17 protein-coding genes and 2 pseudogenes are annotated in these 22,088 nt (G+C 44.5%); 11 read left to right on the top strand and 8 right to left on the bottom strand.

The annotated features are described in order from the left end of the window. The first annotated feature begins 51 nt into the window (after positions 1–51). Positions 52–930, top strand: coding sequence for a sugar ABC transporter permease (locus QUB37_RS12210; protein WP_333162224.1), 879 nt, complete (start codon positions 52–54; stop codon positions 928–930). A 158-nt stretch (positions 931–1,088) separates the two neighbouring features. On the opposite strand, the gene QUB37_RS12205 is transcribed toward QUB37_RS12210, so the two are convergent. The 3 genes from QUB37_RS12205 to QUB37_RS12195 form a co-directional block, all read right to left on the bottom strand. Further along, the gene (locus QUB37_RS12205) at positions 1,089–1,790 is read right to left on the bottom strand and encodes a DUF4079 domain-containing protein (protein WP_333162222.1); all 702 of its coding nucleotides are present in this window, start codon (positions 1,788–1,790) and stop codon (positions 1,089–1,091) included. A 32-nt stretch (positions 1,791–1,822) separates the two neighbouring features. After that, positions 1,823–4,096 (bottom strand): glycosyltransferase, encoded by a 2,274-nt coding sequence (locus QUB37_RS12200; RefSeq protein ID WP_333162220.1) that lies wholly within the window; start codon positions 4,094–4,096, stop codon positions 1,823–1,825. Between the two features lie 273 nt (positions 4,097–4,369). Further along, the gene (locus tag QUB37_RS12195; RefSeq protein ID WP_333162218.1) at positions 4,370–5,116 is read right to left on the bottom strand and encodes a YHS domain-containing (seleno)protein; all 747 of its coding nucleotides are present in this window, start codon (positions 5,114–5,116) and stop codon (positions 4,370–4,372) included. A 370-nt stretch (positions 5,117–5,486) separates the two neighbouring features. Between QUB37_RS12195 and QUB37_RS12190 the strand changes: the two genes are divergently transcribed. From QUB37_RS12190 to QUB37_RS12180, 3 genes are all read left to right on the top strand, one after another. After that, complete coding sequence (locus QUB37_RS12190) at positions 5,487–6,098, top strand: cupin (protein WP_333162215.1); 612 nt, start codon at positions 5,487–5,489, stop codon at positions 6,096–6,098. Positions 6,099–6,255: 157 nt separating this feature from the next. Continuing rightward, on the top strand, positions 6,256–7,710 hold the full coding sequence (locus QUB37_RS12185; RefSeq protein WP_333162213.1) for an ATP-binding protein: 1,455 nt from the start codon (positions 6,256–6,258) through the stop codon (positions 7,708–7,710). After that, positions 7,707–8,387 (top strand): response regulator transcription factor, encoded by a 681-nt coding sequence (locus tag QUB37_RS12180; protein WP_333162212.1) that lies wholly within the window; start codon positions 7,707–7,709, stop codon positions 8,385–8,387. Before QUB37_RS12185 ends, QUB37_RS12180 begins: the two co-directional genes overlap by 4 nt. A gap of 93 nt (positions 8,388–8,480) precedes the next feature. Here QUB37_RS12180 and QUB37_RS12175 read toward each other — a convergent pair whose 3' ends face one another. The 3 genes from QUB37_RS12175 to QUB37_RS12165 form a co-directional block, all read right to left on the bottom strand. Continuing rightward, on the bottom strand, positions 8,481–8,903 hold the full coding sequence (locus QUB37_RS12175; protein WP_333162210.1) for a DUF6335 family protein: 423 nt from the start codon (positions 8,901–8,903) through the stop codon (positions 8,481–8,483). Between the two features lie 238 nt (positions 8,904–9,141). Beyond that, positions 9,142–9,348 carry a hypothetical protein gene (locus tag QUB37_RS12170; RefSeq protein WP_190734170.1) on the bottom strand — a complete coding sequence of 69 codons (207 nt, stop codon included), beginning with the start codon at positions 9,346–9,348 and terminating at the stop codon, positions 9,142–9,144. Between the two features lie 746 nt (positions 9,349–10,094). Next, the gene (locus QUB37_RS12165) at positions 10,095–11,606 is read right to left on the bottom strand and encodes an FAD-dependent oxidoreductase (protein ID WP_333162208.1); all 1,512 of its coding nucleotides are present in this window, start codon (positions 11,604–11,606) and stop codon (positions 10,095–10,097) included. Positions 11,607–11,707: 101 nt separating this feature from the next. On the opposite strand from QUB37_RS12165, the gene QUB37_RS12160 reads away from it, so the two are divergent. From QUB37_RS12160 to QUB37_RS12145, 4 genes are all read left to right on the top strand, one after another. Continuing rightward, entirely contained in the window at positions 11,708–12,556 is an 849-nt protein-coding gene (locus QUB37_RS12160) for an ABC transporter permease (RefSeq protein ID WP_333162206.1), read from the top strand. A gap of 121 nt (positions 12,557–12,677) precedes the next feature. Next, the gene (locus QUB37_RS12155) at positions 12,678–13,535 is read left to right on the top strand and encodes an ABC transporter permease (protein ID WP_333162204.1); all 858 of its coding nucleotides are present in this window, start codon (positions 12,678–12,680) and stop codon (positions 13,533–13,535) included. Positions 13,536–13,586: 51 nt separating this feature from the next. Next, the gene (locus tag QUB37_RS12150; protein ID WP_333162202.1) at positions 13,587–14,648 is read left to right on the top strand and encodes a spermidine/putrescine ABC transporter substrate-binding protein; all 1,062 of its coding nucleotides are present in this window, start codon (positions 13,587–13,589) and stop codon (positions 14,646–14,648) included. 195 nt (positions 14,649–14,843) lie between these two features. Continuing rightward, complete coding sequence (locus QUB37_RS12145) at positions 14,844–15,932, top strand: ABC transporter ATP-binding protein (protein ID WP_333162200.1); 1,089 nt, start codon at positions 14,844–14,846, stop codon at positions 15,930–15,932. Positions 15,933–16,088: 156 nt separating this feature from the next. Here the strand turns inward: QUB37_RS12145 and QUB37_RS12140 are convergent, their stop codons facing one another. Continuing rightward, positions 16,089–18,176: a thioredoxin domain-containing protein gene (locus tag QUB37_RS12140; RefSeq protein ID WP_333162198.1), complete on the bottom strand. Its 2,088-nt coding sequence runs from the start codon at positions 18,174–18,176 to the stop codon at positions 16,089–16,091. Between the two features lie 127 nt (positions 18,177–18,303). Here QUB37_RS12140 and QUB37_RS12135 point away from each other — a divergent pair, with 127 nt between their 5' ends. After that, positions 18,304–19,878 (top strand): outer membrane protein assembly factor BamB family protein, encoded by a 1,575-nt coding sequence (locus QUB37_RS12135; RefSeq protein ID WP_333162197.1) that lies wholly within the window; start codon positions 18,304–18,306, stop codon positions 19,876–19,878. A gap of 99 nt (positions 19,879–19,977) precedes the next feature. Then, positions 19,978–20,100: a hypothetical protein gene (locus tag QUB37_RS12130; protein WP_333162196.1), complete on the top strand. Its 123-nt coding sequence runs from the start codon at positions 19,978–19,980 to the stop codon at positions 20,098–20,100. A gap of 8 nt (positions 20,101–20,108) precedes the next feature. On the opposite strand, the pseudogene QUB37_RS29845 reads toward QUB37_RS12130, so the two are convergent. Further along, positions 20,109–20,282: pseudogene (locus tag QUB37_RS29845) on the bottom strand (DUF255 domain-containing protein); the annotation flags it as partial. 1,612 nt (positions 20,283–21,894) lie between these two features. Between QUB37_RS29845 and QUB37_RS12125 the strand changes: the two are divergent. Further along, positions 21,895–22,088, top strand: a pseudogene (locus tag QUB37_RS12125) (PEP-CTERM sorting domain-containing protein); the annotation flags it as partial.

Raw genomic sequence — 22,088 nt, 5'->3', positions numbered from 1 at the left:
CGTTACCAGGCATAGCCTGTTAACGAGTAAAATTACCAATTATCAATTACTATGTCTGTGACTTTTTCCCGACGCTATTTGACGCCTTATTTGTTTTTGCTACCTGCTTTATTTATTTTGAGTTTGACTGTTTTGTGGCCGGCGGTGCAAGCTTTTTATTTGAGTTTTACCAACTATGAATATGATTTAACTCAAATGCCGCAGTGGGTGGGTTTAAAGAATTTTGAGAGGTTGTGGGGCGATCGAGTATTTTGGCAAACTTTGACGAATACGCTGCTGTATCTCACCTGCGTTGTGCCTGTATTGGTTGTTCTACCGTTGGGAATGGCGATTTTGTGCAACCAAAAACTTAAGGGGATGAACTGGTTTCGAGCAGCATACTACACGCCGGCGGTGATTTCAATGGTTGTCGCCGGGATTGCTTGGAAGTGGCTGTTTGCTGAGACTGGACTGCTGAATCAGTTGGGGGAATTGTTGGGTTTACCTCCTGTTTCTTGGCTAGCTAATCCGAAGTTAGCAATCTTTAGCGTCATGGCGGTTACTATCTGGAAAGGATTGGGCTATTACATGGTGATTTATTTGGCAGGGCTGCAAGCTATTCCGGCAGAACTTTATGAGGCGGCTGCTATTGATGGTTCTGATGGTTTGGGAAAGCACTGGGATATTACTGTGCCACTGATGAAGCCGTATCTAGTTTTGGTAGCGGTAATTTCGGCGATTTCTGCTACTAAGGTTTTTGAAGAAGTTTATATTATGACTCAGGGCGGGCCTCGTAATAGTTCTAAGACTGTTGTTTATTATCTTTACGAACGGGCTTTTAAGGATTTGGAAATTGGCTATGCTTGTACGATCGGGCTGGTTTTGTTTTTGCTAATTTTGGGTTTGTCGATTTTGCAAGTTAGTCTTCAGGGTTTGGCTCGCAATGGTTAAGATTTATGACTGATTAGGACTGATGCAATCCGGGATTCATAAACTCGGTTTCTCGTTCTCACTCCTGTTGCTCCCAGGACTTCTTTACATTCAGAAACCGGGTTTATTGGTCTAATTTCTACTAATTTTAGACTTGAATCTCGAAGTAATGCGATCGCTCACGGCTTTGGGCAGGTCTTATTGGTGAAATCACAGGTATCAATATAGGGTTTCTGCCAGTTCAGAGGAATTTCTAATAAATCCCTGGTTCCGGTCATTCCCTGTCCCAGAAAGAGCAGCACAGCGATCGAGTTCAAGATCACATGGATAGTGCGCCAGCGATTTGAGCGGTCTTTGTAAATGTCTTGAATGATGGCAAGAGAGAAAACCATAATTAGCGCAGCGGCGATACCAATGTAGTAGTGAGACCAATACCATTCATTGGTTCGCCGATAAACGCCATCTTGAGTACCAAGAATCACCAAACCAGTACCTGTTAGGGTGGCAAATATGCCGCGCCATAAAGCGGGTGTAGCTCGATATAGCATGACCAAAGAGCCGACAGTTGCAACAAACATCAGCACAATGAAAATGACCTGAAACGAGTTTTTGCTCCAAACATCCTTGCTCAAAATATGCTCAAAAATCGGGTAGGCTAGACCCAACAGCGTTACTCCTACCACAGAACCTGACAAAATTCGACCTGCTTTGACGTGTTCTTGACCGACTACAGGTGGAATTTTGCTCTTGGTATCGATCGCAATTTGCTTCCGACGCTGCATAGTTTGCCACGCCATATTGAGAACAACACCAAGCATAGGAAAAACAATCGCTACAGCTAAAATAGGATGCAGCAAAGCCATAAAATCTTTAAATTCCATACAGCACCTTTTCGTTCTTAAAGTTGATCGAACTAAACTTTTGAGACCTTCAGGAAATCGATCGCCCGATCGCGATCGAACAAAATCCGAGGCTTCAACAAAATCCCAAATAGCAGGAACAGAGACTTTAACTCACCAGGAGCGCAAGGACGTTTCCATTGACCTGGACGGCAAAACAACATCTCCACCAGACACCGATGTTGGGGCAGAGCCAATTTGTCAAAGTGGATCTGTACAGAGGGAAATTCACCACTCAAGTCAATCTGAGCGATTTGCCCTTGTAAGCTCAAATTATCTTCTAGAATTGTGAGTGTCACCGGGAGCGTTTCTCCTATAATAATAACAGGCAATTGGGCTTGAGTCATCTCTACGTGAACCCCCACTTCAGAAATGAAAGTAGTCACGCCCCAAAAAATCTGTCCATTCACCGCAAGCCTTACCAATCGACGCAGATCGAACCATTCATAGCGATCTGATTTAGGAGCGTCTAACAAAATTAACAGCGTGATGCTCATAATTAAAAGGTTGTAGGCGCTCCAAATCCAACCAATGCCCAACCCTTTGAAATGCTGGATGATTTCAGGCTCTGATGCGTGCATCTGAACTTGAATCAAACAGGTTACCAGAACGTGCCACAAGCTGATCGCATTGGCAATAAATAATAGCAGCAACGGTAGCGCTAACTTCCAGTTGAAGGAAAAGCGATCGCTCACAGTGCCTTTGGCTGTGACGTTAAATCCTTTGGAGAAGGGAGACAGCATCACCTGAATGATGGTCAGAACCAGCGGGAACGCTAGTACCAGTGAGTAAATATCAGACAGTAATGCCGATCGCGATCGATGATTCAACCAGGAGAAAACCGCTAACTGCACTAAATAATAGGGCATAAAAAAGTACAACATTTCTTGAACACTGGCTCGGATCGGAATCACGCCCAAGAAGGAATAAGCTAAAGGCATCAACAGAAAACCCACGCGGGGAATTGAGGTAAACCAATGCAGAAGTCCTTCAAAATGAGCCAGTCGCTGAATCGGTTTAAGTCCGCGAATAGTGAGAGGATTGGAATCAATAAAAAACGCCTGTAAGGTTCCTCGCGCCCAGCGCAGGCGTTGAGTTGCATAAGCCGCAATATTTTCGGCCGCCAAGCCAGCGCTGAGTTTTTCATTGAGATATACCAAGCGATAGCCTTTCGCAGAGAGTTGAATGCCTGTGAAATAGTCTTCACTGAGCGATTCGGTGACAAATCCTCCGGCGTGTTCTAAGGCGCTGCGTCTCACCACAAAGGAAGTTCCAGAACAAACTACACTGCCGGCACCATCTTTGATCGGTTCAATTTGGCGATAAAAAACCTCTTCTTCCGGTGTGATAATATTATCTAAGCCTAGATTACGGGCGATCGGGTCAGCATTGTAATAACTTTGAGGCGTTTGAACCAGGGCCACTGTGGGATCTTGGCAGAAGCCAACGGTGCGAATCAGAAAGTTTTTGGTAGGAATAAAGTCGGCATCAAATACAACTATGAACTCTCCTTGAGTATCAGCTAAGGCATGATTCAAATTCCCTGCTTTCGCATGGCAATTATTAGGTCTAGTGATGTATTCACACCCTAATTCCTCTGCAAGTTGCCGGATTTCTTCACGCCGGGTGTCATCGAGCAGATATATTTTTTTATTGGCATATTCGAGGGCTTGACAACCAATTACCGTGCGTTTGAGAATATAGGCAGGCTCATTATAAGTGGGTATCAAAATGTCAACCGATGGCGTGAATCGACCCTCAACTACATCGATTGCCAACCGATTCGCTTCACTCCGGCGATCCTTTACCCACAACATCAAAAATAACTGAAGGATATTGGTAAGCAAGAGGAAAATTTCTAGAAGAAACAACCCAATGCTAAATACTCCATCTAATGGAGCGGATACATTTAAGGTTGTGAGCGATCGCCACAGCAGATAACGCATCACCAACATCAACAAGATTCCCACAACTACGGCCCGCGACCAGGTTCGGGGTATGGGCGAAACCCGCATAATTAGCAGGGAAATCGCCAGCAGAGCGACCGTAGGTGTTAGCAAATACTCCCCCATTACCATCGGCACTTGCAGCCACATCGGAGGATGATTTTGCATTGCTTGCAGTTGGGCAAATAGACGATCGAGAGTGCCGTTACCGGAAAACCAAGCAGCGACCAGTCCACCTGCTAAAATAACCGAAGCTAACATGACCGTGGTGGCGATCGGTATCCGGTTTCTGGGGGTACTATCTCGACGATGAAAGCCCAAATATTTAAGCCATGAAATCATAATTTTGTTTCAGCAAGTTATATGAATTGGCGATCGTAAGCTGAGGCGCATCTAAATTTTACAGTCAAGTTTGATGAAATTCTTGTGGGGTGGGCGTCCCGCCCGCCCGAAAAATACAACGCAAGATGCGGGACAGCTTATTATTTACTCCCTTCCCACTCAAAGAATACTTATTTAACAAACCGCGTTAGCGAAGCTGCGGGAAGCCATACAAAGAAGAAGATCGGTAATCCTAGTAGTAGGAAGGGAGTAATTGTCTGCATCACTTTGAGCTTAGCGCAACAGTTCTTTGTTATTCAGAATAGCAGGCCAATTTTTGTTTGCTAAAGCAATGTGACCAGGGATATCTCCCATCCACTGTGCTTGTACTGTTTTATCGTAGTTGAGATAAAGCTTCCCATTAACGATTTTCCAGGCGTCAGGCTGGGTGACAACAAGATTTCCTTCACTGGTAGCCTGGGCGCAATATCCACCGTATTGAGGAGCATACTTTTCAGGATTTTGAGCAAACATATCACGGTTTGCTGCACTAGCAAACATCCAAGTTGTTCCACCCCAATTATGTTTAAATTGGCTAACTCCCATAACTAATTTGCTTTGGGTAAAATACGCTACGACATCCTGACCATCAAGAGCCATACCTTTTTCGGTGTAGAACTGAGGATGAAGGGTTGTTGTGCTGCTTTTACCAGCACAAGGATTGGCTTTACCCGCACAAGGATTCGCTTTACCCGCACAAGGATTGGCTTTACCGGCGCAAGGATTGGCTTTACCGGCGCAAGGATTGGCTTTACCCGCACAAGGATTGGCTTTACCAGCGCAAGGATTGGCTTTACCCGCACAAGGATTGGATTGTGCAACCTTGGATGAAACGTTTGTAGAGTTTGAGTTTGTTGAAGCCTTGAAGTTGGCGTAGCTAACATTAGTTGTTCCCAAGCCTAAAATGATGGCAATGGCGATCGTGGTAATGTATTTTACTTTCATGTGTCTAATTTCCAGATAAATTGTTAGTAATTCCACGCCAGATGTTTGCTTGAGAGTTCTTGATCTCTGGTAATTATGCTGGCTTTTTGTTGTCCTCAAGATTTGAGGTTGTTTGCATTAACGCTCAAGAAAATGAGTGCTAGATGAGGAAGAGATGGATGGGAGATAAAACTCTGAATACTTTATACGCCACTTTCTTCAGCAAAAATTCATCTGGAAATTAGGAACGCATCATCTAGTTACCCCGAATGTCTTATAGAGTGGAGATTAATCCTGACTATCCTTTACAGGACTTATACACTCTTGGCTTAGAAAGCGGGTTTCTTCGTAGAGCCCTCGTTGCTGAACCAAAGATTGCTGATGAAAAACTTAGTAGTGCAGTAATTTAACCGCGAGTTGAGAAATTATGACAGGAAAAGACTGGTTAGTGACTGATGATGGACAGTTTAATATTTTTGAGGCTACAAGTCAAATTGAAGATTTCACCCATCCCTACCGACTTTACCGCTTTTTAACTGACTTGGAAGATGTATTAGACCAAATTAGTGATGATTATTTACGACTCCAGGCAATTTGTCCCCTTGTCCGCAGGTTGTTAGATAGTTCCTCCTGGTTTCAAATTGCTCTCCTTGAGCCTGACTCTGAGACAGGCTGGGCAGTACAAACACTTTATGATGAACCATTTTTTCCTCTGACGGTGCAGTTGGTGGCTTGGGCTCCTGGTGCAGTTTCTCCGATTCACAATCATGCCAGTTGGGGATTGGTGGCGCTACTTGATGGACAGGAGAAAAATACTTTTTGGCAGCGATCGCCAACTGCCAAGTTTCCCGATAAAATCACAACAGTGGGCGAGATTTTGCTTGCTCCTGGTGACGTTTTGTGCTTAATGCCAGATGCGATTCATCATGTGGAAGCACTGGGAGATAAACCAACCATTAGTTTTAATCTTTATGGTGTAACAGATTACGATAGACGATTTGAATTTAACCAGATTAAAGGCACTGCGGAAAACTTTTAAGATACCAGTCCGATCGAAGCAAATATCAACAAATTTAAAATATAACGGGCGATGATCAAGGCTGCACCAACTTTCGTCGGTTCTACGCGATACTAATTTTATCTAGTTGAATTTGACTCATTTTAATGCTTAATTCTCCTCACTACCTGACGATAAAATGAAGCTAATTCGCCAAGTCATAGCTGCTATAAACCCTGTCACGGGCAAGCGAATTTCCACCTCTTCGCTTCAGTTTCGCCTGACGCTGGAATTGCTGGTACTATCGATTTTAGGACTCAGCAGTGTGGCATTTTGGGCCGGCTGGCAAAGGTCGCAAAATCTAGTCGGTGCCCATAAACAAACCCTGGAATACATTGGAATACGCTTTCCCGAACAGGTTGAACTTTATAGTGAAATGGGTTCACTAGAAATTGGCTTAACTCGAAGCGTCCATAAAGCTTCCACAGGAGGAATCATGGTGTGGGTGAAGCGAAATGATGGGATGCTTTTGGTGAATTCACCTGATATGGATCTGCAATCTTCTAAGATTACGAAGATGATCTCGTTGACGGAAGTACCTGCACAGCCGACTTTTGTTCAGATGGGCGATCGCTATTTGGTGATCTGTAGCAGAACTCTGAGGATTAAAAATCAGTTACTGGGTACGGTATATTTCTCTCAAGATATCACTGATGAGCAACGTCAGTTAAATGATGGGATTCGGAGTCTAATTGTTGTCAGTACTGTGGTAATCTTAGTGTTAATGTTGGCGATCGCCAGTCGCATTCGTCATGCTCTCCATCCTTTGGAACATATGAGTGAGGTAGCTAGCACTTTGTCTGCTGATAATTTGCAGGCAGCAAAACTCCAACTCCATCAGGCTCCTGATGAGATTTTAGGACTAGCGCAAACGTTTAATGAGATGTTGTTTCGCTTATCGGGTTCCTGGGAGCAACAACGCCAATTTGTCGGTAATGTTTCCCACGAATTACGCACTCCTCTGACGGTTGTAGTTGGTTATTTACAAAGTTTGCTGCGACGCAGCACTAACTTAAGTGACTATCAGCAACAAGCACTGGAAACAGCGGTTGGGGAAACTGAACGCACGATTCGGATGTTAGAAGATTTGCTCGATTTGGCACGGGCTGATAGTGGCAACTTGCACTTTCGTTTGAATCCGGTGATACTGAATACTCTGGTGGCTGAGGTGGCCGAGATGAGTCAAAAAGTTAGCAATCGGAAAATTATTTTGGTGTCAAATGATGAGGATGTTGTAGCCTGTGCGGATCAGGATCGTTTACAACAAGTGTTAATTAACTTAGTGGATAATGCAATCAAGTATTCTGCTCCCGAACAACCAGTTGAGTTAGTCTTAGAAAAGAGGGAACAGCAGGTGATGATTCATGTGGGCGATCGCGGAATTGGTATTTCTCTCCCCCATCAAAACCGGATTTTTGAGCGATTTTACCGAGTGGATGAGTCAATGACGCGCTCTAGAGACGGTACGGGGTTGGGATTGGCGATCGCCAAAAGCCTCATCGAAGGCATGGAAGGACGTATTGCGCTCCGATCTAAACCGGGAGAAGGTAGTATTTTTACTATCACCTTACCTGTCTGGAATCCGCAGCTATGAGCGATCGCATTCTCCTTGTTGAAGATGACCCTAAACTGGCAAAGTTCATCGAATCTGAACTTAGTCTTGAAGGATATCACGTCACTATCGCCCCCAATGGATTGGATGGATTAATGATGGCTCGTGATGCTCAACCGGATTTATTAATTTTAGATTGGATGCTTCCCGGCATCTCTGGATTAGACATCTGTTTAAGGTTGCGATCGACTGGTATTCAAGTACCAATAATTATGTTGACAGCAAAAGATGAAGTACCCGATCGCGTGACTGGATTAAATGCTGGAGCCGATGATTATGTTACTAAGCCTTTCAGTATGGAAGAACTCCTCGCGAGAGTCAAAGCCCGTCTGCGCCGAACTCAAGCAAATGACCCGGATAGCTTGCAATTTGAAGACCTAATATTGAATGGTTTAACTCGTGAAGTTTATCGAGGCAATCAACTAATTGAACTCACTGCCAAAGAGTTTGATTTGTTAGAATTTATGCTGCAAAATTCCCGTCAAGTGATTACCCGCGACAGAATTTTAGAAAAAGTCTGGGGTTATGATTTTATGGGCGAGTCAAACATTATTGAAGTGTATATTCGTGCGTTACGGATCAAGTTAGAAGCAAGTAACTCAAAACGGCTGCTGCATACTGTCCGGGGAGTTGGATATGTGTTGCGAGAGCAAAAGTGATCAGGGGCGGGTTTACAAATACTTGGGATATGAAGTATGGATACTGGTGAACCCGCTCCTATTATACTACCTATTTTTTTGTACCAAATAGACCTAGAAATCCGGTCGTTCCTGATAATCTTCCGCAGAACTCGGGTCTAATTCCCACCGACTTTCATCTCGATGTTCAAGCATATCTGTTGTGTGCAAAATAGCCCCATCTGGCAATTCTATGCCCGCAGCGGCTCCGAGTTCGTCAACAATATCGAGGTCGGGAGTAGGCGCAGTTCCGCCCACCGATTGCTCGCCAGTGGCACTTTCTTGTTCCGCAGCAGGATCGCCATCCTCGCCACCGATTTGGGAACTGGCGAAAGAGTATTCCGAACTGCTGTCTTGCAGGGTTGTTATGTCGTCTTCGCTCAATCCTGGTTGAGCGATAACGCCGGTACCGTAAGATTCGGTAATTTCTTGAGGCAAATCGCCCAAATTATCGCGTTCTGTTGTTGTTTTTGCGGTGCTTTTCTTTTGCTTTGCCACGATACTTGCTCCTGTTTGTTTTGGAACTCAATTAAATTAAAAATGTCCAAATTTGGCTTTAACTGAATTGTTTTTAGTGATTGCCGATGGCTATAATTAAGTAATATTGTAATTACTATTTAATCTTTTAGCTTCTATCCCAGGAAATATATTGATTCGGCTCAGCTATTTCATAGGGAATACAAAAAGCGATCGCCAGTTGGAAAAGGCCGATCGCTTTTTAATTGGGAGGCTAATTCTATTCGGGAAAATCAGGAATTACCCATTTGGGGGGTTCCATCCGTTTCCTTCTCACGGCTTCCTCTGCTATTTCTAGCATTTTATCCAGAGAAGTATTTTCAATAAAGTTTGACGTTGCTTCTGCGTATTCCCGCTTCGGGCACTTGTCGCCCAGAACGCAGCCATTGACGCAAGCTACAGCACAATCGACAGTGTTCTCCACCATAACTTTTTTCCTTTCACGGTTCCAACAACTAATAGGCAGGTACTCTGGGTGAATTTGTCAAGAGACTGCTCTATATCTTTATTTTACTTCACAAATTGTCATCAAAGGTCGATCGCCAGGGCAAAACTGTTATAAAATCAAAGCAACCTACCTAATCTGCCGATCGTGAGTAATTTTCTGCAGCGCTTAAAACTTTTACCTTGGCGAGAAATGCTGCAAATTTCCGCCCTCGTCAACTGCATCGTGGTTGGATTGGAGTTATTTTTAGTGTGGGGCTTGATTCAGTCGGAAGTATTCCGGAAAATCTTTACGCTTCTTGGGGGGCCCTCGCTGGGGATATTGATACCTTTCGCTATCGCAGTGGGAATTGGGGCTTTAGCGGTTTACTTTTTAGAGTATTGGCATCAGCAATTTTTGCTGAACCGAGTTAGTTTGTGGGTTTTAATTTTGTGCCTACTCCTGGGTTTGCTGTTAAAGTCACTCCTTCCCTTACGTTTTTTTTTAATAAGTTTATCGGAAACTGCACTAATCGGAGTTACGGTGGGAGTTTTTTGGAAAGGCCGGCCTTATTGGCGATAGTTGTTAGTCATTAGTCCTTAGTCCTTAGTCATCAGTCATTAGGTTGCACCTTACCGCTATGAGTAGCGTGCTAGCATTCCTAGATGCAGAGCCTCATTATTTAGGGTGATGATAGTTGCACCTTACCGCTAACTATTAACTAATGACTAATGACTAATGACTAAAAATTATGGCAGCCAAAAATCGGGAATGAAGGTTTTAGTCAAACTGCGAGTAAACTGATTAATCTTTCTCCCGATTTGAATGTGCGGTTCGTCAGCTTCCACGGGAATAATTGCCGCTTTGTTCCCAAGTCCGAAACGCGAAATTACCAAATTAGCCGCCTCCAAGCCAGTAACATAAGCCTTTTCCTGCGACCAAGAACCGTGACGGGTTACAACCCAATCGCCGCTCATGAATACATTATCATAACTTGTTACTGCAGGCAACAAATACTGATAGCTGCCAGGGGCAAAATGCGTCACAGCCCGCGACAGCCGAATCGCGCTGCTGTCAATTACTTTTGCCTCCCGAAAAGCGGGGATGCAAGTGGCTAAATCTCGCTGAACTAAGGAAACTATTTCCTCATCTTTTAGGGGAATTAATTGATTGGCGTGATAAAAGTCAGCTTCGACAACTGTTCCCGGTTCGGCTCGAAATTCGTCGTGCAAAGCATTCAAATCAAAAAAGGTCCAACCCGTAGTTGAACTAAATCCAAAACAGGCATTAGAAGGCAGCGGAATGTCAATTTTTCGGTCAAACCACAGGCGAACAGCTAACACGTCCACTGCACCCAAATTCATCGCATCCCGAAACTCTTGGCGGCTTTGCAAAGCTGGGCTGCTGCTGATAATTTTTTGCATTCCCGTGACGCCAACTGCAAAAATAACTGCATCTGCCTCGAAGGTTTGTTCGCCGCAAACAACGCCTGTGGCTCGGTTGTTGCTGTCAACTATTAAATCAGTAACTCGCTGCTTTGTCAATACTTTTGCACCGAGTTTGTCCAGGCGTTCGACCCAGGGACGAAAGATTTTTTCTCCCACAGTTCCGCGACACCAAACTACATCAAAATCCGGTTGGTGTGCTAATATGAAATAATAAAGCATTCCCAAAGCTGCGGCGGCCGAACATTGTTCTCCTGGTGCAAATAAACCTACTAATAACATTGGTTCAAAAGCATCGCGGTACAGTCTTGCAGAGACGCCAAACTGTTTGAATAGTTCGCGGGCTGTGACGCGATCGTACCTGCGCCAAGCTTCGTCGGAATTGTCGAAATCTAGGACAGCGTAGAGTAAGGGCAAGGCTGAAAGCCGATCGACTAATGGCAGCCTTTTAAATCTAGTGTAAAGAAAGGTTCCTAACGGTGTAGGAAGGCGCGGTTCGTCCTGAAAAATCGGCGATTCTACTTCCAATCCTGCCGGTGAATACTGACAAGAACGAGTCCAAGGTGTGAAGGGATCGAGGCTTAATTCCTTGACTAAGGAAAAGATGTTTTTGTAGGGATACCAGAAGCCATGAATGCCTGCTTCTACGGAACGCCCGCCGGCGGTTTTCCACCCCGCAACTAAGCCACCCGGATAAGGGCCTGCTTCTAGCAGGGTGACATCATAGCCTTGCTGGGCTAGGTGATAGGTAGCGCCTAAACCGGCCCATCCTGCCCCGACGACGACTATTTTTGGGGTTGACGATTCTGCTGACATTGCGTACCTCTTGATAATTTATTAATGATGACATAATTCATAAAATGCGGATTTGATATAAAATGTGTTGCATTATGTGATAAATTTCGCTTGAGTGAATAATGAGTGTCAAAAACCGCCAGCAGACTAGCCTGTTGCTGCTCTTATTTCCCGCTACCGCATGGCTGATGGTTTTCTTCATTTTGCCAGTGCTAATTGTACTTTTGTACAGTTTCTTAGAACGCGGTACTTACGGCGGCGTTACTTGGATATTTACTCTCAGCAACTATCAGCGTTTGTTCAGTGGACTTTTCTTAGGAGTAATTGGGCGATCGCTCTGGCTGGCTTTTCTAACAACGGCTGCTTGCTTGTTAGTTGGCTATCCCCTAGCATTCTTCATCGCCACCCGTACTCCCCGCTGGCGAAATGCTTTGCTTTTGCTAGTAATTATTCCATTTTGGACTAACTTTTTAGTGAGAACCTACGCCTGGATAATACTCCTGCGTAGCGAAGGAGTAGTTAACACAGCCTTGCAAAGCCTGCAAATTATTAGCGAACCGTTAAACTTGCTTTTTACGCCTTTCGCTGTGGCGATCGGTCTTATTTACGGCTATTTACCTTTCATGGTTCTGCCTTTATATTCTAGCATAGAACGCTTCAACTTTTCATTGGTAGAAGCCGCTCACGATTTAGGGGCAAATGATATTCGCACTTTCTGGCGTGTATTTTTACCATTAACAACTCGCGGTATTGTGGCAGGCTCGATTTTAGTTTTTGTTCCCGCTGTCGGCGCTTTCATAACACCGGATATATTGGGTGGTTCTAAAACAGTTATGGTGGGAAATTTGATTCAAAATCAGTTTATGAAAGCCCGCGATTGGCCTTTTGGTTCGGCACTTTCTATGCTGTTGACGGTAATCATATTGATTCCTGTGTTAATTTACTTCCGCGTGTCTGACGAAAATCAATAAGGTAAGGTATACACAAATCGTTGCACCCTGCCTTTAGGTTAAAAGGCGCTAATGACTAATGACTAATGACTAATGACTAATGACTAATGACTAATGACTAATGACTAATGACTAATGACTAATGACTAAAACAAAACTAGATTTACTTGTGCGAGCGATCGGCAAAAAGTGGCTTTGGGTACAAGCTGTACTAGCATTTGCCTTTCTTTACTTGCCAATTCTCATCTTAATTATTTACTCCTTTAACGCCTCCAGATTCAATGCCGTTTGGCGTGGCTTTACCCTCGATTGGTATCGCAGTTTGTTTAGCAATGCAGGCGCGACGATTGCTACGAGTAGCAGCGCCGGAATCTGGACAGCCCTTAACAACAGCTTGCTAATTGCAGCTATTTCGACGGTGTTAGCGACAATTTTTGGTACAATGCTCGCCCTAGCACTGGAACGCTTTCATTTTCCGGGGCGCAAAGCAGTAGAAGCTTTACTGTTTTTGCCGATTATCATGCCCGAAATTACGATCGGCATTTCGCTGCTAGTTTTCTTTACGCTAGTATTTCGGATCGTAGAAAATCTTACGGGAATTCGCCTGAATCTCGGCTTACCTACCGTAATTATAGGTCACATTGTCTTTAATATTTCCTTTGTGACTATTACTATCAGGGCGCGTTTGGCGGAACTAGATCCTCAATTAGAACAAGCAGCTTTTGACTTAGGCGCTAACGAATGGCGGACTTTTTGGCGCATCACTCTACCTCTGATTTGGCCCGCTATTTTCAGCGCGGCACTGCTGGCTTTTACTCTGTCGCTAGACGATTTTGTCGTGACATTTTTTACCACCGGCGTCGGTTCCATGACGCTACCATTATTTGTTTATGGCATGATAAAATTCTCAGTGACGCCAGCGATTAATGCCATTTCAACTTTGATGTTGTTGGCTTCCTTGTTGCTGGTTATATCATCGTTAAAAGTTCAGAAAAGTTAAAATAATTGCTTTCTGTGTCATAATTATTTTTGTCTGCAACTAACACAACCTATGAAACGCCTGCTGACTTTCCTACTTTTGTTCGTGATGAGTGCAACAATGGCTTTCGGGTGTAGCCGCACAGGTAGCAACCAACAGCAACTGCTCAGCATTTACAATTATGCAAGTTATATCGCCCCAGAAACGATCGCCCAATTCGAGAAAGAGAACAATGTTAAAATTCAATACGACACTTTCGAGAACAGCGACGCACTTTATGCCAAACTCAAACAGGGAAACCCCGGTTACGACTTAATATTTCCCGCCGATTACATGGTGAAAATCATGATCGCAGAAAATATAATTGAGCCGCTGAATTTAAACAATATTCCCAACCAAAAGAACCTAGAACCTAAGTTTATCAATCAAGGTTTTGATCCGGGAAACAAATATTCCCTGCCCTACCAGTGGGGAACGATGGGAATTGGCTACAACGTGAAAACAATCCAGGGAGAAATTAACAGTTGGGCGGCGATGTTCGATCCAAAATATACCGGAAAAGTCGCGTGGCAAGACGATGCCCGATACACATTTGCAGGAGTTTTAATGTATTTAGGATTTGATCCAAATACAACCAATCCCGAAGAGATTAACAAAGCCCGCGATTTGCTGATTAAAAGTAAAAATATCATTGCAGCTTTTGTCCCCGACACCGGGCAAAATATGCTAGATCAAGGAGAAGTAAATTTGGCAATGGAATGGAGCGGCGATATTTTCCAAGTGATGACAGAAAATCCTAATATCCGTTACGCTATTCCCAAAGAAGGAACAATCATTTTTTCTGACAACATGGCAATTCCCAAAGGTGCGCCCCAGAAAGAGTTAGCGGAGAAATTTATTAACTTTATTTTGCAGCCAGAAGTCGGCGCCCAAATTTCCAATTTTACCCACTTCGGATCGCCCAACAAAGCAGCAATCGATCAAGGTTTAATTGACCCGAAAGATTTTAAAAATCCTCAAATTTACCCGCCGGCTGAGGTGTTTGGCAAAATGAAATTATTGCAGGATGTCGGGAAAGCAACTGCATTGTACGATCGAGCTTGGACGGAAGTTAAAGCAGGGGCTGGAAAGTAAGCTATCCCCCATTTAACTTGCATATTGGGGGCGGGCTAGAAGTCCAACCCCTACTCCCCACAAGAGTTAAATTATTTGATAAGCAATTTAAATCCTGATTAGCTGAGATAGAATTCGTAGGGTGCGTCAGCACAGCGTAATTTTCTAGATAAACTATAGGCTAATCACTGACGCACCCTACCAGGATATATAATAATGCACTCTGTCGAAGTTTTAGAAGTTTCCAAAGTATTTAAAAGTGTCCGCAGTCAAGATTTCTTAGCTGTAGATAACATCAACCTGCAAATTTACGATCGAGAATTCTTTTCTTTACTCGGTCCTTCCGGCTGCGGCAAAACTACAACTTTGCGAATGATCGCTGGTTTTGAAATTCCCACAGCGGGCGAAATTTACATTCACGGCCAACCGATGCAAAATCGCCCGCCATTTCACCGCCCAGTAAATACGGTATTTCAAAATTATGCCTTATTTCCGCACATGACAGTAGCACAAAATGTCGCTTTTGGCTTGGAAATGGAGAATATACCTCAGAAAACAATTCGCGATCGCGTTGCTGAAGCCTTAGCATTAGTACAGTTAGCCGAGGTAGGAAAACGCTATCCCCGCCAACTGTCAGGGGGACAGCAGCAGCGAGTAGCACTAGCAAGAGCATTAGTCAAACAGCCGTCTGTTTTGCTGTTGGATGAACCCCTAGGAGCGCTGGATTTAAAATTGCGTAAAGAGATGCAATTAGAATTAAAAAAAATGCAGCGAAAACTGGGAATTACGTTTATTTATGTAACTCACGATCAGGAAGAAGCACTAACGATGTCGGACAGAATTGCAGTGATGGATGGAGGAAAACTGCAACAAGTCGGCACGCCTGTTGATATTTATGAATATCCTAAAACGCGGTTTGTTGCTGATTTTATTGGCGACAGTAATTTTTTAAGTGGTCGAGTAGTAGAAAAGCAAAACGGTAAAATAATCGTGTTGGTTGACCAGGAGTTGCCCGTGTTAGTTGCAACAGCGGAAGATATCCCCGCTGGGAAAGTTGTCACCCTGGTGTTGCGGCCAGAAAAAGCGGGTATTTATCCGGCTAATTATGAGGATGGAAATAGCTGGCCGGGAATAGTAGAAGAGGCTATTTATATTGGCACTGACACGCGCTATACGGTGCGGTTGACTGCTAAAAGTTCGATCGCCCTTCGCCGACAAAACTTGCACAGAGATGACTTGCAGCGACACCAAGTCGGCGACAGCGTTCGAGTGGCAGTGCCGCCGGAAAGTATTTGCATTTGTTGACACTCAAGCGGGCTGAAGCCACTGAGATTCTTTGGAAGATTGAGGGGCAGACTGAAAATGCGATTCCTTCCCGGTAGAAGATAATCTACTTTTTCCTTCTGCTTCCTCCTTCTTTCTGGCCGTCTTCGCGGTTCAGTAATATAGACAGTATTGGTGCTAAATTCGCGTTTGACTTTGCAAAATTTCCTCCAACAGTCGCTCTTGACTTTTCGCAGGTTCCTTGCAAGTCAAACACTCACAAACTAACCCGATAACACCTTCAGGCAAATCAGCCTCAATCTGACAGACAGCAGTAGGATAATACTGCGAAATCAACCCCGAAATCTGGTCTGGTGACGTGCGAATCAGGGTAGAATGCTGATACCAGTCGATCGCCGAAAGTAGACTCGGACAAGCTTGGGGAGCATCTTGCACAATACTGCTGAAAGCTTGCAAACCTTGCTCCGCGCGATCGAGATATTCCAAATTCGGGCCCAACAGCGCGAGGCGAACCAAAGAGGCGATCGCAATTCCATTCGCCGCCGGAGTTGCATTGTCTATATAGCTGCGTTCCCGCACCAACAAATCCCCGCTAGCATCCTTAGCAGTATTGTAATATCCTCCCAATTCCACGCTCCACAAAAACTCATCAAACTCTTCTTGCACCTGCACAGCTTTCTCCAACCAAAACTGAGAATTAGGCAACTGTTTTGCCTCTTCCCCATTGCCTAAAGTCAAACTCGCTTGATGCAAATCCAACAAAGCTTTCACAAACAAAGCATAATCTTCCGACTGCGCGGTAACAGCAGATTGTCCGTCATAATTCAACCGCTGAAACCGCCCATCCGTCCACTGATTGTCTAAAATAAACTTAGCCGCTTTCACAGCTAATTCCAGATATTCCCAATTCCCAAAAACAGCCGCAGCGCGGGCTAAACCCGAAATCATTAAGCTATTCCAAGCAGCAATCATTTTCGTGTCAGTAACGGCGGGAATTCTACCCGGCCAACTGTCGTTTTTAGCTTCTTGATTGTTGCGCGCTGGCGGAAAGGTTTTTACAGTATCAGGATTGCCACCGTAGCGAACAGCAAAGAGTTTAGCCAAAGCCGTTTCTACTGTGTCGCTCAGTTTCCCTGGATGGCGGCGCTGCAATACATTATTGCCTTCAAAATTGCCGCTGCGACTAACAGTAAACTGTGCTTTAATTTCTGCCAATTCCTCAGCAGTTAATAGTTGTTCCAGTTCGGCATAAGTCCAGACATAAAATGCTCCTTCTTCCGGTTCAACTTCTTCAGAAGTGTTAAAGCTGTCAGCATCCTGTGCAGCATAAAAATAACCTGTCGGCGCGGTCATTTCTCGCTTCAACCATTCTACTGTCCCCGCGATCGCACTTTCAAAAGCCGGTTCTTGTATTCCCGCGCTCCACAAATTTGCTAAATACTCAACAATTTGACCGTTGTCGTAGAGCATTTTTTCAAAGTGTGGCACAGTCCAAGTCGCGTCAACCGTGTAGCGGTGAAATCCGCCTCCTACGTGGTCGTAAATGCCGCCCAATGCTAAGTCTAATCCGCGCTGAGTGCAGACTTGTTTGCTGTCGTATTTTGACTCAAAATTAAATCGCGTTCCCCGCAGTGCTAGCTCAGCATAAGGTATCATCGGAAAACTGGGGCCGGGGTTGCTGCCCGCAATAATTGCGGTGTTGATTTCTAACCCTTTTTGGAAGAGTTCGCGATTTAATTCGGCGGTCACTCCTGACAGCGCTGCCGACTGTTGGAGGTTGCCTAAAATCTCTGCTTTGAAGGATTCTACTTTGCCTTTTTCTGTGTCGTAAAAGCGGCGAATTGCTTGCAAAACTTCTAAAAATCCCGGCCGTCCGTAGCGCGGTTCTACGGGGAAATAAGTGCCTCCGTAGAATGGAACTCGCTCGTCTGGAGTGAGAAAAACGTTGAGCGGCCAACCGCCTTGACCGGTCATCATTTGCAAGGTTTGCATATAAATGCTGTCGATATCCGGGCGTTCTTCGCGATCGACTTTTATCGGTATAAAATGCGAATTCATGTATTGGGCGATCGCGCCATCGGAAAATGCTTCCCCTTCCATCACCGTACACCAGTGGCAGCTAGAGTAGCCAATTGACAGGAAAATCGGTTTATTTTCGCTTCGGGCCGCTTCCAAAGCTTCGTCGCACCAGGGCCACCAGTCGATCGGATTTTCGGCGTGTTTCCGCAGGTAAAGGCTTTGGGATTGAGCAAGACGGTTGACCATAATCAAATATACTTTTACTTGTGCTGGGTAAGCTTGTCAGTCCTCTAGCAGTTTAGCGCGAGATGTTTTAGTTGAGTTGTTGCTGATAATTATGTTTTAATATTAAGGCTGATTATCTCGATCTAATATGAGCTTATCATCTCGGAGAACCTTCAATCAACAGCTAGGACAATTTTTGCTGAGCGCTGCTGTTCCTCCTGCTGTTATCAAACTGAGCCAAACTGAATCCTCGGATCAAGCTTTATTAGAAACTAATCTTAACAATTTCCTGGCTAAAGCAGACCCAGAAATAGAATTATTAGTTCCGACCTTTTTAGGTAACGACAAGCGTCGGTTTTACGGCAGAGGTGTTCCGAAAAGCTTGAAGTTAATCGACAAATTTCAACTAGGCGGCGGCCGGACTTTCCTGGGAAGGCGGTCTGTAGTTTGGAGCGGTGCCGGTTGGACAGGACAGCCGACCATTACCAGAGACGGGGGAAAAACTTATTTAATTATAGGTGCTTATGACCACAATTTGCGAAAAATAGATATTGCTACTAATAAAGAAGTTTGGCGCTATAAATTTGATGATGTAATCAAAGGTTCATCAACGATTTATATCGATCAAAAAGCTAGCGCCGAAAACAGAATTGTAATTTTGCAGGGAAGCCGTAGTGGCGGTGGTGGCAAAAGTGTCGTGCCGAGTTTTAGGGCAATATCTTTTAGAACTGGCAAAGAACTTTGGAAATTGGACATCAGGAAAACACCCAGCTACAGTCGAGATAATGACAGCAGCGCTTTGGATCTCGGCGGTGGAGTTTTGTTCAATGCGGGGGAAAATGCGATCGGCTATTTTCTCGATAGTTCCACAAGCAATGCAAAAATCAAACAAGGCATAAAGCAGCCAAATATCTTGTCGGAAGTACAGCTTTATGCAGCAGGAGATATCAGCAAACACGGCGGCAACTTGGTAGCGGAATCATCGCCATCACGGCTCAAAGATAGAATATTTATAGCTGCTGGTTCCGGTCATATTTACGGTATTAGCATTGAAACTAAAAAGATAGTTTGGGATTTCTATACTGGTTCAGATTTGGATGGAAGTGCTGTAATCTCTAAATCAGGGAAACTGTTTTGTGCCATTGAAAAACAATACATTCAGGGCAACGGTGGAGTTCTGAAGCTGAATCCCAACAAGGAACCGAATGCCAGCGTCGAATGGTTTTTGCCTACCGGAAATCGCCGACTTTCTAGCTGGGAAGGCGGGATAATCGGCTCTGTGGCGTTGAATGACGAGTACAATTCAGGCGAGTTTCCGGCGCTGTTTGCCACAAATGCGATCGACGGCAATTTGTACATCGGTTCCCAAGATATGATTACAGGTAAAAAAAATTATGTGCCTTGGCGAAGCCAGTCTTACGATACTCCGGTAATAGTATTTAAAAAAGCGATTGGTTCTTCAATTTCGACTCCGATTTTTACCGATGGCAATAAACTGATCAGTGCGGGATACAACGGTGTTTATTTGTTCAATTTAAATTGGGAACGAGCAAAGTCGGGGGATCAGAATGCGTTGAAAAATGCTAAAGGGGAGTTTTACCGTTTGAAAGTAATAGAATCGGGGAGATTTAAGCCGGGTTTGTCCTTTGAGGCGACGCCTGTAGTTTGGGACGGAATTGTGAGGATTTGCGCGAGGGATGGCTGGATGTATACTTTGGGTTAGTTATTAGTATTTTTTACCTCTATCGGGAACAGGCATCTTGCCTGTTCCACAATAAGTAGACTCGGTTGTCGAACAGGTATCTTGCCTGTTCTTAAAAGGGTGTTGAAATCCGCGGTGGACTTGGGATTGTCGCTGAATGCTGGGAATGTCGATCGAACTGAAGGGGAAGAGTACGAAAAAGCGTTTGGGCGGTGGCCGTTGAAGAAACAGGTGGGACAGTGAAAAGCGCTTTTTATCGGTATAAAGTGCGAATTCATGTATTGGACGATCGCGCGATCGCAAAATGCTTCCCCTTGCATCACCCTAAACCAGTGGCAGCTAGAGTAGCGAATTGACAGAAAAATCGGTTTCTTTTCCCTCCGAGCCCTTTCTCAGGCTTCGTCGCACCAGGCCCACCAGTCGATCGGATTTTCGCCGTGTTTTCCGCTTTTGCTGGCTTGTCATATTATGTCCGGTCGATTACCCCTAATACGGTAGGGGCCCGTGAGCCAACAATACCAATAATTGACAATCTCCAAAACCCGCCCCTTGTATCTTAAAAGAGTGAGTTAGTCGATCGCCATATCAATCAGGCGATCGCTGATCATTTAGATGTCAAATGAGTCGATCGTCTCGGAGAACATTCAATCAACGGCTGGGAAAATTTTTGCTGACTGCGACAGTTCCTCCTGCTGTCCTCAAACAGTGCCAAACTGAATCTGGGAATTGACCGAGTGAGAAACCCGCTGAAACCTTGATATTTACAGGGTTTAGGCTCTTAAACCTCCCTCAAGAGAGTAGTAATTATCACAAGTTTATTGACCATTTTGATGGTAGCGAACGCGAACGATCGTGATTCTACCCTGTAGAAAGTCTAAAAAGTAGCGATCGCACGCACACATTTTTTTGATAACAAGCTACTCAAACCCTTACTGCGTCAAGTATTTCTACTTGCTTATCACCAGTTAAATCTTGGAATCGAGCTTTTTTGGAAAAATAATATTAACCAATTTTTAGCGAAAACAGACCCAGAAATAGAATTATTAGTCCCAACATTTTTAGATAACGACCACCGCGCCTTCTACGGTAGACGCAGGGCTGTTTCATTCTCTTGTAGGGCCTGCCCCCTGTCGTTGCCCCAATCCCGTGGTTGCCCCAATCCCACCAAATGCCTAACAAATTCTGGATGGATAGGCATTCTTGGCACGACTCGTACAAAAGGCTGATTTTCCGTAGGGCCAATCCCCCCGTGGTTGCCCCGAAACAGCCCTGACGGTAGAGGTGTTCCGCAAACTATGTCCCAGAAAGTCGAGTCGTCCCTTTACTCAGTCAAAGTTCCGGCGTCACAGATAATAACGAGCACCAAAACCATTGGTCTCTAAACAGAGATGTTGCACCCTGATCAACAAGCCTGTTTTGGGCGGCCTCTCCTGCCCACCCCCTACTCGCCACAAGAAAACTCATTCTTTGTGAAACGGGCCCCAGAGTCGGATCTTGATAATGCTGCAACATATAAGTCTAAATGGCGCTGGTTGCTGAATCCGAAAGCGAGAATCGACGCACCGAATATGAGCCCAGATTGTGTCCTGAGTTATAGCCCACATTCCGCAGCTTCAACTTTCTGGATCGGTTTTTACCTGTTTTTACCCACCAATCAACCTATCACTTAAACTTTTCTACCGTACATTCACGGATAAAAAACTTTTTAAGGGCATACTTTAGAGATTAAAAAGAGTTTTATCAGCAATTATGCTGTGTGACAACCCTGTTTAGGGAGGTGAGTTATAGCTTTTTAAAAGAGAGAAAAGTCAGGACTAAAATCCGGATGGCAGCACCCCTATTTTTTGAGGCACGCCATAGGAAATAGCTAGCTAGAAGCCATCAATTTAGGTGTTTTTCCTAAATCCAATCAGCTTATTCTCAATCTTCATCGAATCTTTATCAAAACTACTTGCATTAACCTGTGCTTTGCTTTAGATTGAATATGCGAAGGAAAAAAACCTGCTTCCACTCAACATAAAAATAAAGGTATCAACCATGAAATTCCAATTAAACTTAGTCAAATCTATTTTAGCTGTTGCCGGTGTCGCCGCTGTTAGTGCAGTCTCAGCAGCACCTGCCTCCGCATTCGGCTTTGGTAATATCGCTGGTGGCGATACGGTTGGAGACGCTTATGCTAATGACTTTAGCTTTACTGTTGCACAGGATGGCTTAAATAAAGTTCTTTTCAA

The organism is Microcoleus sp. AT3-A2 (assembly GCF_036705685.1).
GTDB lineage: Bacteria > Cyanobacteriota > Cyanobacteriia > Cyanobacteriales > Microcoleaceae > Microcoleus.
This window is presented reverse-complemented; position numbering and strand designations above follow the sequence as displayed.